The sequence below is a fragment of the Serratia sp. JSRIV004 genome (assembly GCF_019968705.1).
GTDB classification, from domain to species: Bacteria; Pseudomonadota; Gammaproteobacteria; order Enterobacterales; family Enterobacteriaceae; genus Chania; species Chania fonticola_B.
The window spans coordinates 3,226,284-3,238,912 of the sequence record NZ_CP074140.1; the positions used below are offsets into that span (position 1 = coordinate 3,226,284).

At 56.1% G+C, this 12,629-nt stretch carries 13 protein-coding genes; 8 read left to right on the forward strand and 5 right to left on the reverse strand.

The features are described from left to right. Positions 1-18: 18 nt before the first annotated feature. The 3 genes from pspC to pspA form a co-directional block, all read right to left on the reverse strand. Positions 19-327 carry an envelope stress response membrane protein PspC gene (gene pspC / locus KGP21_RS15385; RefSeq protein ID WP_046808503.1) on the reverse strand — a complete coding sequence of 103 codons (309 nt, stop codon included), beginning with the start codon at positions 325-327 and terminating at the stop codon, positions 19-21. A gap of 128 nt (positions 328-455) precedes the next feature. Continuing rightward, entirely contained in the window at positions 456-683 is a 228-nt protein-coding gene (gene pspB, locus KGP21_RS15390; RefSeq protein ID WP_021182064.1) for an envelope stress response membrane protein PspB, read from the reverse strand. 57 nt (positions 684-740) lie between these two features. Then, the gene (pspA, locus tag KGP21_RS15395; RefSeq protein WP_021182065.1) at positions 741-1,406 is read right to left on the reverse strand and encodes a phage shock protein PspA; all 666 of its coding nucleotides are present in this window, start codon (positions 1,404-1,406) and stop codon (positions 741-743) included. 184 nt (positions 1,407-1,590) lie between these two features. Here pspA and pspF point away from each other — a divergent pair, with 184 nt between their 5' ends. Next, positions 1,591-2,598: a phage shock protein operon transcriptional activator gene (gene pspF / locus KGP21_RS15400; protein WP_179247535.1), complete on the forward strand. Its 1,008-nt coding sequence runs from the start codon at positions 1,591-1,593 to the stop codon at positions 2,596-2,598. On the opposite strand, the gene KGP21_RS15405 is transcribed toward pspF, so the two are convergent. Further along, positions 2,595-3,488, reverse strand: coding sequence for a LysR family transcriptional regulator (locus tag KGP21_RS15405; RefSeq protein WP_179247536.1), 894 nt, complete (start codon positions 3,486-3,488; stop codon positions 2,595-2,597). The two genes, pspF and KGP21_RS15405, sit on opposite strands and share 4 nt — an antisense overlap. A gap of 88 nt (positions 3,489-3,576) precedes the next feature. Between KGP21_RS15405 and KGP21_RS15410 the strand changes: the two genes are divergently transcribed. From KGP21_RS15410 to KGP21_RS15440, 7 genes are all read left to right on the forward strand, one after another. Further along, entirely contained in the window at positions 3,577-4,353 is a 777-nt protein-coding gene (locus KGP21_RS15410) for an NAD(P)H-dependent oxidoreductase (RefSeq protein WP_223538529.1), read from the forward strand. A gap of 350 nt (positions 4,354-4,703) precedes the next feature. Beyond that, on the forward strand, positions 4,704-6,356 hold the full coding sequence (gene sapA, locus KGP21_RS15415) for an ABC transporter substrate-binding protein SapA (protein WP_094981316.1): 1,653 nt from the start codon (positions 4,704-4,706) through the stop codon (positions 6,354-6,356). After that, complete coding sequence (sapB, locus tag KGP21_RS15420; RefSeq protein ID WP_021806550.1) at positions 6,353-7,318, forward strand: putrescine export ABC transporter permease SapB; 966 nt, start codon at positions 6,353-6,355, stop codon at positions 7,316-7,318. The genes sapA and sapB overlap by 4 nt, the downstream gene beginning before the upstream one ends. Then, on the forward strand, positions 7,305-8,195 hold the full coding sequence (gene sapC / locus KGP21_RS15425) for a putrescine export ABC transporter permease SapC (RefSeq protein ID WP_021182070.1): 891 nt from the start codon (positions 7,305-7,307) through the stop codon (positions 8,193-8,195). The genes sapB and sapC overlap by 14 nt, the downstream gene beginning before the upstream one ends. Beyond that, a complete protein-coding gene (gene sapD / locus KGP21_RS15430; protein WP_021806551.1) occupies positions 8,195-9,187 on the forward strand; it encodes a putrescine export ABC transporter ATP-binding protein SapD in 993 nt (330 codons plus the stop codon). The genes sapC and sapD overlap by 1 nt, the downstream gene beginning before the upstream one ends. 1 nt (position 9,188) lies before the next feature. After that, positions 9,189-10,001, forward strand: coding sequence for a putrescine export ABC transporter ATP-binding protein SapF (sapF, locus tag KGP21_RS15435; protein ID WP_021182072.1), 813 nt, complete (start codon positions 9,189-9,191; stop codon positions 9,999-10,001). A gap of 533 nt (positions 10,002-10,534) precedes the next feature. Continuing rightward, positions 10,535-11,713, forward strand: a complete 1,179-nt coding sequence (locus KGP21_RS15440; RefSeq protein ID WP_021806553.1) for a hypothetical protein — start codon at positions 10,535-10,537, stop codon at positions 11,711-11,713. Here KGP21_RS15440 and KGP21_RS15445 read toward each other — a convergent pair. Then, entirely contained in the window at positions 11,702-12,598 is an 897-nt protein-coding gene (locus KGP21_RS15445; protein ID WP_021806554.1) for a LysR family transcriptional regulator, read from the reverse strand. The two genes, KGP21_RS15440 and KGP21_RS15445, sit on opposite strands and share 12 nt — an antisense overlap. Between the last annotated feature and the right edge of the window lie 31 nt (positions 12,599-12,629).

A 12,629-nucleotide genomic window follows, 5' to 3' on the forward strand; every position in this document is an offset into this window, starting at 1 on the left:
GTGCATCGTTAAGAGAGGTTACAGTTGGCGAAAACGGCTCTGCACGCCAAAGGTGTCAGACGTGACGTAGCGCTCGACCTTGCGCAACTGCTGCTCCCCGCTGCTCAATTCGTATTCCAGCTTATCGAGCAACTGGCGCGGTGTGGCCTGATGTTCATCCTGATAACGGCTGGCTGGAGCCTCCTCAAGCACGAAGACCAAGGCGATATAGGCGACTACCGTAATGAAGAACAGCCCGAAGAACAGCGACAGCACGGCAATCACCCGGATCAAACGCACGGGCACGTCAAAATAGTGGGCAAGGCCAGCGCAAACGCCCTTCAGCATGCCTTCTTCAGGCACACGGTACAGTTTTTTACTGCCTAACGTGTTGCCCTTGTATGAACCGCTGTCGTCGTTGTAGTAAGAACGATCGTGACGATCGCCAAACTTTCCTCTGTCCTGGTCTCTACGCATTACGACTGCCTCCAATTCGGGTGTTCCGCATCAAGAATGTCTTCCAACGCCTGAATACGATCGCGCATGCGTGAGGCCTGCTCCGCCAGCTGCGTCAGACGTTGCATCTCCTGATGACTCAGTTGAACGCCGCTCTGTTGCCGGTTGCTGTAATGCAACCAAAGCCAAATCGGTGCGACAAACAACACAAAGATTGTCAACGGGATGGCAAGTAATAGAGCACTCATCTCAATTCCTTCTTATTGGCCGTAGTGTGGCGGCCACGCTGGGTGGCCGCTTAAGCATTATTCCGGGCGGTTCATCTTGGCTTTCATTGCCGCCAGTTGCTCACTGATAGCATCGTCCGCCTGCAGTTCGGCAAACTCCTGATGCAGGCTTTTCTTTTTGCCAATGCTGACGCTTTCCGCTTCGGCTTCCATATGGTCGATACGGCGCTCAAACTGTTCAAAACGCGCCATCGCCTCATCCAGTTTACCGCTGTCCAGTTGGCGACGTACATCCCGTGAAGAAGAAGCCGCCTGATGGCGCAGCGTTAATGCCTGCTGACGCGCACGCGTTTCGGTCAGCTTGTTTTCCAGCTCGCCAATTTCACTCTTCATGCGGGCCAGCGTCTCTTCTACGGTAGCCACTTCCTGGCTCAGTGTAGCAAGCAGATCGGCCACTTTCTGTTTTTCGATCAGCGCCGCACGGGCCAGATCTTCTTTATCTTTACGCAGCGCCAGTTCGGCTTTGTCCTGCCAGTCATTGATCTGGTTTTCACCCTGCTCAATGCGGCGCAGCAGCTGTTTTTTCTCCGCCAGGGCACGCGCTGAGGTGGAGCGCACTTCAACCAGCGTGTCTTCCATTTCCTGGATCATCAAACGCACCAGCTTTTGCGGGTCTTCTGCTTTATCGAGCAGAGTATTGATGTTGGCGTTCACGATGTCGGCAAAACGAGAAAAGATACCCATAATTTACTTCCTCTTGGTTCTGAAGGCGTCTGAAGCGCCGAGTTAAGTTATACAACTTGCCCTAAGAGTTAATCAAGAAGCGTGCCAACTTTTATTTCATTGAAATACAAAGATTATTTGTTTTTGACTCTCGCCACGCTTGCTGTAGAGTGAGTGTTTTCACCAAACATTGGCGAATTTCATCATGAGCGAACCGTTAGAGAACCTGTTGGGCGAGGCCAACGCCTTTGTGGAGGTGCTGGAGCAAGTTTCACAGTTGGCCAAGCTCAACAAACCGGTGCTGGTGATCGGTGAGCGCGGCACCGGTAAGGAGCTGATCGCCCACCGATTGCACTATCTGTCCAACCGTTGGCAAGGACCGTTTATCTCCCTCAACTGTGCGGCGCTGAATGAAAACCTGCTGGATTCGGAGCTGTTTGGCCATGAGGCTGGCGCGTTTACCGGCGCACAAAAACGCCATCTTGGCCGCTTTGAACGTGCCGATGGCGGCACCCTGTTTCTGGATGAATTGGCAACCGCGCCAATGCTGGTGCAAGAAAAGCTGTTGCGGGTGATTGAATACGGCCATCTGGAGCGCGTGGGTGGCAGCCAACCGCTGCGGGTGGATGTTCGGCTAGTGTGCGCCACCAATGACGATTTGCCCGCGCTGGCCGCCGCCGGTAAATTCCGTGCCGATCTGCTGGACCGCCTGGCGTTCGACGTGGTGCAACTGCCGCCGCTGCGCCAACGCCAGCAAGACATCATGCTGTTGGCCGAGCATTTCGCCATTCAGATGTGCCGCGAGCTGTCACTGCCGTTGTTCCCCGGCTTTAGTGAACATGCGCGGGCGACGCTGCTCGGCTACTCCTGGCCGGGTAACGTGCGTGAGCTGAAAAACGTGGTTGAGCGCTCCGTTTACCGCCATGGTTCAGGCCAGGATGAACTGGATGAGATCATCATTAACCCCTTTGCCAAGCGTTCAGCGCCGCTTGATGATGAGGCAACCGCGCCGACCAGTGAGTTACCTGCATTGCCGCTGGATTTTAAAAGCTGGCAGCATCAACAAGAGAAAACCCTGCTGGAAATGGCATTGAAACAGGGCCGTTTCAATCAGCGCAAAGCCGCCGATTTACTGGGGCTGACCTATCATCAGCTCCGCGGCATGTTGAAAAAGCATGCGCTGCTGCAAGGTAGCGACCCTGAGGGAAGTTAAACCGACTGGGCGATCAATTCGCGTAACCATTGATGGGCGGGATCGCGATGCGAACGCTCATCCCATAGCATTGCCAGCTCATAGCCTGGGATCTCCACTGGTGGCTCGGCAATCTGTACTTCAGGGCTGTCGCGTACCAGGCGTTCGGGCAGCATCGCCACCAGATCCGTCTTGGCGATCACCGATTTCACAAACAGAAAATGCGGGACGGAAAGCACCACCCGGCGCGAAAGCCCAACCTGATCCAGCGTGTGATCGGTGATGCCGCTAAATCCCCCGCCGTTTGGCGAAACCACTACGTGCTCCAGTTGGCTAAATTGCGCCAGCGTGGGGCGAGCCATCAACGCAGGATGACCGAAGCGGCCCACCAACACATACTTCTCCTTGAATAACACGCGTTGACGCATCCCCGCCGGTGCACTGTCCGGAGTGTGAAAGGCCAGATCGATCTCCCCCAACTCCGCCTGCCGGGCAATCCTGGTCGGTGCCAGTTCCAACACCGCCAATCGGCTGTTGGGGGCAGCCTGACGAAGCCGTGCCAATGTGGGTAACAGCACCGTGGATTCGCCATAATCGGATGCGGCAACGCGCCAGGTGATATTCGCGCTGGCCGCCTCAAAAGGACTGATGGGTGAAACGGTGTGTTCGAGCACTTCCAACGCTTGCCGCAAAGGTTCACGTAATGCCTCCGCTCTGGCCGTTGGCCGCATTCCTCTTGGGCCAGGTAGCAGCAGCGGATCGTCGAAAAACGCTCTCAGTTTGGCCAGATGAGCACTTACCGAAGGTTGCGACAGCGACAACCGCTGCGCCGCGCGCGTAACATTCAATTCCATCAGCAACACATCCAACGTCACCAATAGATTGAGATCCAGTCTGCCGAAATTACTCATGCAAATACCTGTCATCATCTAAATCAATTTTAACTATACCTGGCGCTAACCTACTCTGTTGCTCTCTTTACAGCAATGGAACTTAATGATGAATATTCTGCTGGTCTACGCTCACCCGGAAGCTCAATCGCTTAATGGCTCACTAAAAAACTTTGCGGTCAAACATCTGCAGGACGCTGGGCATCAGATACAGGTTTCCGATCTGTACGCCATGAAATGGAAAGCTTCTTTGGATGGTGAAGACCGTACGGATCGGGATAGCGCTGCCCGGTTTAATCCGGCGATGGATTCCCGGATCGCTCTGGAGCAAGGAACGCAAAGCGCAGATATTGCGCTAGAACAGGAGAAGTTACTCTGGGCGGATACCGTGATCCTCCAGTTTCCGCTGTGGTGGTTCTCCATGCCAGCCATCCTCAAGGGTTGGGTAGAACGCGTGTATGCCTATGGCTTCGCGTACGGCGTTGGCGAGCATTCCGATACGCATTGGGGAGATCGTTATGGCGAAGGTACGCTGGCAGGGAAACGGGCTATGCTGCTGGTCACTGCGGGCGGTTGGGAGTCTCATTACAGCCCACGCGGTATCAACGGCCCGATAGCGGATATTCTGTTCCCGATTCACCATGGCATTCTGTATTACCCCGGCTTTGACGTGCTGCCACCGTTTGTGGCGTACCGTACCGATCGCTTCGACGAGGCGAAATTTCCTGAGCTTTGTGCGGCACTGGGGGAACGACTGGATACGCTGGCAAGCACCGAGCCTTTGCCATTCCGTAAGCAAAACTTTGGCGATTATGCGATCCCACAGTTAACGCTGCGAGAAGACATTGCCCCTGGCCGCGCCGGTTTTGCCGTTCACCTGAAATAGAGGCAAAAAAAAAGCCAGCACCCGAGCTGGCTAAGTAAACACTGGAAGCAATGTGAGCAATGTCGTGCCTTCCACAAAGGGCCACAAGGTGTGGCCTTCCGTGAACTGCCAAATGATGATAATAGTTCTCAGTATCATCTGTAAAGCACTTTGTTGAGAATTTTTCTCATTACCACACTAAGCTTGGGTCATTATCCACCAGCACGGATTTCGGACGGAGGCCGACACGCCAGAAAACAGCGGCAAGCTTAACCAAACCGCCGAAATTTCAGCCATTTTGCTCAAGGAATTGGGCTGTTGGTCAGAGTGCGATACACTAACGTTATTGCTTAATAACCCATGAAGCGTCTATGCGTGGTTTACCTCTTTGGATAATGTCGCTCGGCTGCCTGGCAACGTCTGCCCTGGCCGCGACACCGGCTGTGCCCAGCGCAGCACCACCGCCAGCAGACATCCGCCAGAGCGGCTTTGTCTATTGCGTCAGCGGCATTCTGAACACTTTCAATCCGCAGATGGCCAGCAGCGGTCTGACGGTCGATACTCTGGCCGCCCAGCTTTACGATCGGCTGCTGGACGTCGACCCTTACACTTACCGCCTGATCCCAGAGCTGGCGGAAAGTTGGGAAGTGCTGGACAACGGCGCTACCTACCGCTTCCACCTGCGCCGGGATGTGCCTTTCCAGACCACCGCCTGGTTCCAGCCCACCCGCAAAATGAACGCCGACGATGTGGTATTCAGTTTTCAGCGGGTGTTTGATCAGAAGCATCCGTTCCACAATGTCAACGGCGGTGAATACCCGTACTTCGACAGTTTGCAGTTTGCCGACTCTGTGCAAAGCGTGAAAAAGCTGGACCCATACACCGTCGAGTTCCGCTTGCAGGCGCCGGATGCGTCCTTCCTGTGGCATCTGGCGACCCATTATGCACCGGTGCTATCGGCAGAATATGCCGACAACCTGACGCTGGATGGCACCCAGGAAATGATCGATCGTGAACCGGTCGGCACCGGCCCATTCTTGTTGAACGAATACCGTTCCGGGCAATATATTCGTCTGGCACGTAATGACGTTTACTGGAAAGGGAAACCGCGCATGCCGCAGGTGGTGATCGACATGGGGGCCGGGGGTACGGGCCGCCTGTCTAAATTGCTGACCGGCGAGTGCGATGTGCTGGCCTACCCCGCCGCCAGCCAGCTTTCGATCCTGCGCGACGATCCGCGTTTACGCCTGACGCTGCGCCCTGGGATGAATATCGCCTATCTGGCCTTCAACACCCGCAAGCCGCCGCTGGATGACCTGAAGGTGCGCCAGGCCATTGCGTTGGCCATTAATAACCAGCGCCTGATGCAATCGATCTATTACGGCACGGCAGAGACCGCCGCCTCGATCCTGCCACGCGCCTCCTGGGCCTATGATAATGATGCCCACGTCACCGAATACGATCCGGCCAAGGCACGAGAAATGCTGCGTGAAGCCGGTGTGGGGCCATTGGATCTGAAGCTCTGGGTGCCAACCGCATCGCAATCCTATAACCCCAGCCCGTTGAAAACGGCGGAACTGCTACAGGCGGATTTGGCTCAGGTCGGCATTAATGTCACCATCGTGCCGGTAGAAGGCCGCTTCCAGGAAGCCCGGCTGATGGAAATGAACCACGATCTGACGCTCACCGGCTGGTCAACCGACAGTAACGATCCGGACAGCTTCTTCCGTCCGCTGCTGAGCTGTGCGGCAATCCGTTCGCAAACCAACTATGCTCACTGGTGTGATCCCGCTTTTGATGAACAGTTGCAGGATGCCCTGTTGTCACAGCAGTTATCACAGCGTATCGAGCATTATCAGCAGGCGCAGAAGATCCTCGAACAGCAGTTGCCGGTATTGCCGCTGGCCTCCTCTTTGCGTTTGCAGGCCTACCGTTATGATATTAAAGGACTGGTGTTGAGCCCGTTCGGCAACTCATCATTTGCCGGGGTATACCGTGAACCGGCGGAGGCCGCGAAAAAGTGATTATCTTTACCTTACGCCGCATCCTGCTGCTGCTGATCACGCTGTTCTTCCTGACGCTGGTCAGCTTCAGCCTGAGCTACTTTACCCCGCGCGCGCCGCTAAACGGTGCCGCCTTGCTGGATGCTTACCAGTTCTATTTCGTTAGCCTGCTGCACTGGGACTTTGGCGTTTCCAGCATCAATGGCCAGGCGATCAGCGAACAGCTGCGCGAAGTGTTCCCGGCCACTATGGAACTGTGCATTTTAGCCTTTACGCTGGCCCTGTTTATCGGCATTCCGCTGGGCATTATTGCCGGTGTGATGCGCGGCAAATGGCAAGATACCGCCATCAGTACCTTTGCCCTGCTGGGCTTTTCCATTCCGGTGTTCTGGCTGGCACTGCTACTGATGCTCTATTTTTCACTGCATCTTGGCTGGCTGCCGGTGTCGGGCCGTTTCGATCTGCTGTATCAGGTCAAGCAGGTCACCGGTCTGGCGCTGGTTGACGCCTGGCTGTCTGACTCGCCTTATCGCAATGAGATGATTGCCAGTGCACTGCGCCATATGGTGCTGCCGATTGCCGCTCTGGCGGTGGCCCCAATCACCGAGGTGATCCGCTTGATGCGCATCAGCACCGACGATGTCCTCAGCCAAAACTACATCAAGGCTGCCGCAACCCGTGGCCTGTCGCGCTTTACCATTATCCGCCGTCACGTGTTGCACAACGCGTTACCGCCGATCATCCCAAAACTCGGTCTGCAATTTTCGACCATGCTCACGCTGGCCATGATCACCGAGGTGGTGTTCAGTTGGCCAGGGCTGGGGCGCTGGCTGATTAACGCCATCCGCCAACAGGACTACGCGGCCATCTCCGCAGGCGTGATGGTGATCGGCACGCTGGTGATCACCATTAACGTGCTGGCCGACATTCTGGGCGCGGCAACCAACCCGCTGAAACATAAGGAATGGTATGCCCTTCGATAACGTATACCGCGAAAAGAAAATGCCTAGCCCGCTGCTCTATACCTGGCGGATTTTCTACGGCGATACTTTGGCGATGATTGGTTTTTATGGGGTGCTCGGCCTGCTGTTTCTCTCCCTGTTCGGCAGCCTGCTGGCACCTTATGCCCTCGATCAGCAGTTCCTGGGATATCAGTTGCTACCGCCGTCCTGGTCACGCTACGGTAATGTGTCGTTCTTCCTGGGCACCGACGATCTGGGCCGCGATATCCTCAGCCGCTTGCTGACCGGCGCCGCCGCCACCTATGGTTCGGCACTGATTGTGACCATTGCCGCCGCCGTCTGTGGCGTGATCTTGGGCGTGTTTGCGGGGGTCACCCGTGGCCTGCTGTCTGCGATGCTCAACCATATTCTCGATACCCTGCTCTCCATCCCTTCACTGCTGCTGGCGATTATCGTGGTGGCCTTCCTCGGGCCGAAGCTGGAGCACGCCATGCTTGCCGTCTGGCTGGCGCTGTTGCCACGGATGGTGCGTACCATCTACAGCGCAGTGCACGATGAGCTGGAAAAAGAGTACGTGGTCGCAGCCCGTCTGGATGGCGCTTCGACGATGCAGATCCTGTGGTACGCCGTGGTGCCAAACATTGCCGCCGTACTGATCACCGAATTCACCCGCGCGTTGTCGATGGCCATTCTCGATATCGCGGCGTTGGGCTTCCTCGATCTGGGGGCGCAGTTGCCTTCCCCGGAATGGGGAGCCATGTTAGGCGACTCGTTGGAATTGGTCTATGTGGCACCTTGGACCGTGATGCTGCCCGGTGCCGCTATTCTGATCAGCGTATTGCTGGTTAACCTGTTGGGCGACGGAATACGCCGCGCGATCAATGCGGGAGTGGAATAATGCCGTTACTCGATATCCGCAATCTGACGATTGAATTTATGACCGCCGAAGGGCCGGTGAAGGCCGTCGATCGCGTCAGCATGACGCTGACCGAAGGTGAAGTGCGCGGCCTGGTAGGCGAATCCGGCTCAGGAAAAAGCCTGATAGCCAAAGCCATCTGCGGCGTGACCAAAGATAACTGGCGTGTTACCGCCGACCGCTTCCGCTTTGACGACATCGACCTGTTGCAGCTCAGCCCGCGCGAACGGCGTAAACTGGTGGGCCACAACGTTTCGATGATCTTCCAGGAGCCGCAATCCTGTCTTGACCCTTCCGAAAGTATTGGCCGCCAGTTGGCCCAGGCCATTCCCGGCTGGACTTACAAGGGCCGTTGGTGGCAGCGCTTTAACTGGCGCAAACGGCGGGCGATCGAGCTGTTGCACCGCGTCGGTATCAAGGATCACCTCGATATCATGGGCAGCTTCCCTTACGAACTCACCGAAGGGGAATGCCAGAAAGTGATGATCGCCATTGCGTTGGCCAATCAGCCAAGATTGCTGATTGCCGATGAGCCAACCAACGCCATGGAACCCACCACGCAGGCGCAGATCTTCCGCCTGCTGGCGCGTCTGAACCAAAACAATAACACCACCATCCTGCTGATCAGCCACGATTTGCAGATGATGAGCAAATGGGCCGACAGGGTTAACGTGCTGTACTGCGGTCAGACGGTGGAGAGTGCGCAATGTGAAGATCTGCTTGCCGCCCCTCACCATCCTTATACCCAGGCGCTGATCCGCGCCATGCCGGACTTTGGCCGTTCACTGCCGCATAAGAGCCGCCTGAATACGCTGCCGGGAGCGATCCCCTCATTGGAGCATCTGCCGATCGGTTGCCGCCTGGGGCCACGCTGCCCGTATGCGCAAAAGCAATGTATTGAAACCCCTCGCCTGCGCCCGGTGAAGAATCACCTGTTCGCCTGCCACTTCCCGCTGAACATGGAGGAGCAATAACATGGAAACGCTGTTGGAAGTGCGCAACCTGACCAAAACCTACCGCTATCGCACCGGGCTGTTCCGCCGCCAGCATGTGGAAGCGGTCAAGTCAGTCAGTTTTACCCTGCGTGAAGGCCAGACGCTGGCGATCATCGGTGAGAACGGCTCGGGTAAATCGACCTTGGCGAAGATGCTTTCCGGCATGGTGGAACCCTCTTCGGGTGAAGTGCTGATCGACGACCATGCGCTGGCCTATGGCGATTATCGCTACCGCAGCCAGCGCATTCGTATGATTTTCCAGGATCCGAGCACTTCGCTCAACCCACGCCAGCGCATCGGTCAGTTGCTTGATGCACCGCTACGTTTGAACACCGACCTGGAAGCCGCAGAGCGCGAGGTGCGCATCAACCAGACCCTGCGCCAGGTGGGGATGCTGCCGGACCATGCTTATTATTATCCGCACATGCTCGCCTCCGGGCAGAAACAGCGCGTGGCGCTGGCGCGGGCGTTGATCCTGCAACCCAAGGTGATTGTTGCCGACGAGGCGCTGGCTTCGCTGGATATGTCGATGCGTTCGCAGATCATCAACCTGATGCTGGAGCTCCAGGAAAAGCACGGTATCGCCTATATTTATGTGACGCAGCATCTGGGGATGATGAAGCATATCAGCGACCAGGTGATGGTGATGCATGAAGGGGAAATCGTGGAGCGTGGCAGCACCGCCGAAGTGCTGGCCGCACCGCTGCACGACCTCACCAAGCGGCTGATTGCCAGCCACTTTGGCGAAGCGCTCACTGCCGATGCCTGGCGACGTGACGGCGGCAGGTTTTAATTCCGCTAACACTCGATATCTTACTGTGCCGCAATTAGTTGCCAAAATCCGTGATAATTACCCATAACTGGCGCTAATCTAGCGCCATTACAACCATGGCACGGCGTAGTTATGCCGTGCCATGGTGCAAATCTTGAGCAAGGTTACATCATCTCAGTAAACGTTCAATTACCAGCCATGTTGTATGCTGCGGTAGTTGGAGCCTTGGGGATGCCATCTTGCTACTCATCGATCCGACCGCTAACTATTTTATTCCTTTACGTTATTAATTAGCACTTAACATTATTTTATCTCGCCAAACGAATCGGTGAGGATATCCGCTACGTTGAGCCATGCAAACAACAGGATATCGCGCTGATGAACAATGCTCGCCACCAACGCCTCTCACAACTGATGCTCATCTTCGCCGCCGGCTTCGCTATTTATGGTCATGGTCTATGCAGCCATGACTGACGCCTGCTCCGTGGTTTTTTACCCTGCCACCGTTGCCAACCGCAGCGGTGGCTTGTTGTATTGAAGAAGGATTTTATCCGATGGACCATCGCCTAACCCCTTTCCAGTGGTACCACGAAACCCAGCGTAGTTCAGGCGACAGTTCGCCACTCGAGCCTGCCGCCGCAAGCTTGCGGGAGCGTTTTTTGTTAGGCCTGGGTACGTTTACCGACGAGGGATTGAACGCCGCCCTCAGCCATCGCATTGACGTTTTTACTGCGTCTTCGGCCTGCTATTCAGTGCTGTTCCCCGAGCAAGTTATCGCTTCGCGAGAAGTGACATTGTCACCTTACGATCGTCTGTCGACGGCCCTGACGGTGGCGCAGGTCACCGGCGTACAATCGCTTTGTAGCCATTACGCCGCTCGCCTCGCCCCTCTGGACAGCCCGGATGCTACGCGGGAAAGCAATGTCCGCCTGGCACAAATCACCCAATACGCCCGCCAACTCGCCAGCCAGCCGACCCTGATTTGCTCCAAGGCTATACAACAGCTCGGCGAAGTTGGCCTGAGCACGCAAGATACTGTGACCTTTTCGCAAATCATCGGTTTCATTAGCTATCAAGCACGGGTGGTCGCCGGTATTGCAGCACTTGCAGGCAGACCCGCCGTGGTGTTACCCGGTTTTCCCCAAATCGAAGATGCCGCTCCGGCAGGATTTTCCTGTACGGAACGGTCATGGCAAGCTCGCCTGCCGGAGATCGTTGTCGAGCAGGCCCAGGCTCGGCAGCTCGACATTCTGGACCAAAGCCACCCGGACGCCCGCAGCGAGTCTTATTACCTGCTGTTGGCTCACGACGCGCCTGCCCTACATGAGCGCAATGCGGTATTTAACAGTATTAATCACCCAGTTAACGGACTATCTGCACGCCTGAAGGCTTTGGTTGCTCTGGTGACATCACGCATTAATGGCAGCCATTACTGTGCCGGCACGCTAGCCCATAACATTGCCGATCGGGAGTTGGCACTGGCATTAGTGGCTGGGATTGATAACGCGCTTGAGGTGGCCGACGATCCGGTGACCGCTGCCGTGATCGGCGTGACAGCCGATCTGACGCGAACACCTGAGAAATTCACGGCACAAAACGTGCAGCCGTTGCTTAACAGCGGATTGGATCGGTCGCAGGCATTGGACGTAATTTTAACCGGCGCGCTGTACGCCTGGGAAAACCGGCTGCGTTACAGTCTTGGCGATGCAGTAGAAGTCGAGCTAGCGCAATAACCACGCCTGAGCCGCATCAAAAAAGTGCTGTGCCAGCGGCGTGGCCCTTGCTGGCTCGGCGATCACCAAGGCGGCATGACGTGACATCGGCGCAATGGCAACGCTGCGCCGTTGCAGCTGCGGCACCATTTCCATCTGCAAATTTCCGCTGGGGAATAACCCGCATCCCAAACCGACAAAAATCCCCTGTAGCAGTTGGAAGATCGAGGTGGTTTCCATCCGGGTATGCAACGTTAAGCCCTCATCACGAAACTGCTGATCCAGGTAACGACGGAAGTAACGCGTCGGTTCAGCCAGACATAATGGCAGCTCGGCCACGGTTGCCAGCGTTAGTGGACTTTCCCCCACCAGCTCGGGGAAATGCTGCGGATGAAACACCAGGTCAATGCCGCTGTCGGCCAAAGATTGGGACTGGAAATGCAGTTCCTTGAGCGTTGGTAGCTCAAAGAAACCGATGCCGATATCCACCGTGTGCGCAGTCAGCGCTTCCAACAGTTGATCGGCGCTCAATACCGCTACGCGATAGTCCAACTGCGGGTAACGCTCGCTGACCGCCTTTAACATCTGCGCTAGCGAAATGCTGCACTGCGGCACGGTGCCGATGCGCAACGTGCCGTTCAACCCGTGTTTCAGCGACTCTACTTCCAGCTTCAGCCCCTGATAAACGGAAACAATTTCCCGCGCCCAAGCCAAGACCCGCTCACCTTCGGCGGTGAAGCCCTCAAAGTTGTTGCCACGGTTGATCAACGAGACACCCAGCTCTTTTTCCAGATTTTTCAGCCGCATGGATAAGGTCGGCTGGCTGACAAAGCTGGCCTCTGCGGCGCGGCCGAAGTGGCGTTCCCGCTCAAGATTACACAGGTAGATCAGTTGCTTAATATCCATGTATTGGCTCGGAAAATGGTTTCTGCACGAA

What these genes read in the sequence shown, in the direction of transcription:
- sapA (WP_094981316.1), top strand. Translation starts at nt 4,704, where the DNA reads ATGCGTGGTTTACCTCTTTGGATAATGTCGCTCGGCTGCCTGGCAACG.
- KGP21_RS15410 (WP_223538529.1), top strand. Translation starts at nt 3,577, where the DNA reads ATGAATATTCTGCTGGTCTACGCTCACCCGGAAGCTCAATCGCTTAAT.
- pspC (WP_046808503.1), bottom strand. Translation starts at nt 327, where the DNA reads ATGCTGAAGGGCGTTTGCGCTGGCCTTGCCCACTATTTTGACGTGCCC.
- pspB (WP_021182064.1), bottom strand. Translation starts at nt 683, where the DNA reads ATGAGTGCTCTATTACTTGCCATCCCGTTGACAATCTTTGTGTTGTTT.
- pspF (WP_179247535.1), top strand. Translation starts at nt 1,591, where the DNA reads ATGAGCGAACCGTTAGAGAACCTGTTGGGCGAGGCCAACGCCTTTGTG.
- KGP21_RS15440 (WP_021806553.1), top strand. Translation starts at nt 10,535, where the DNA reads ATGGACCATCGCCTAACCCCTTTCCAGTGGTACCACGAAACCCAGCGT.
- sapD (WP_021806551.1), top strand. Translation starts at nt 8,195, where the DNA reads ATGCCGTTACTCGATATCCGCAATCTGACGATTGAATTTATGACCGCC.
- pspA (WP_021182065.1), bottom strand. Translation starts at nt 1,406, where the DNA reads ATGGGTATCTTTTCTCGTTTTGCCGACATCGTGAACGCCAACATCAAT.
- sapC (WP_021182070.1), top strand. Translation starts at nt 7,305, where the DNA reads ATGCCCTTCGATAACGTATACCGCGAAAAGAAAATGCCTAGCCCGCTG.
- KGP21_RS15445 (WP_021806554.1), bottom strand. Translation starts at nt 12,598, where the DNA reads ATGGATATTAAGCAACTGATCTACCTGTGTAATCTTGAGCGGGAACGC.
- sapF (WP_021182072.1), top strand. Translation starts at nt 9,189, where the DNA reads ATGGAAACGCTGTTGGAAGTGCGCAACCTGACCAAAACCTACCGCTAT.
- KGP21_RS15405 (WP_179247536.1), bottom strand. Translation starts at nt 3,488, where the DNA reads ATGAGTAATTTCGGCAGACTGGATCTCAATCTATTGGTGACGTTGGAT.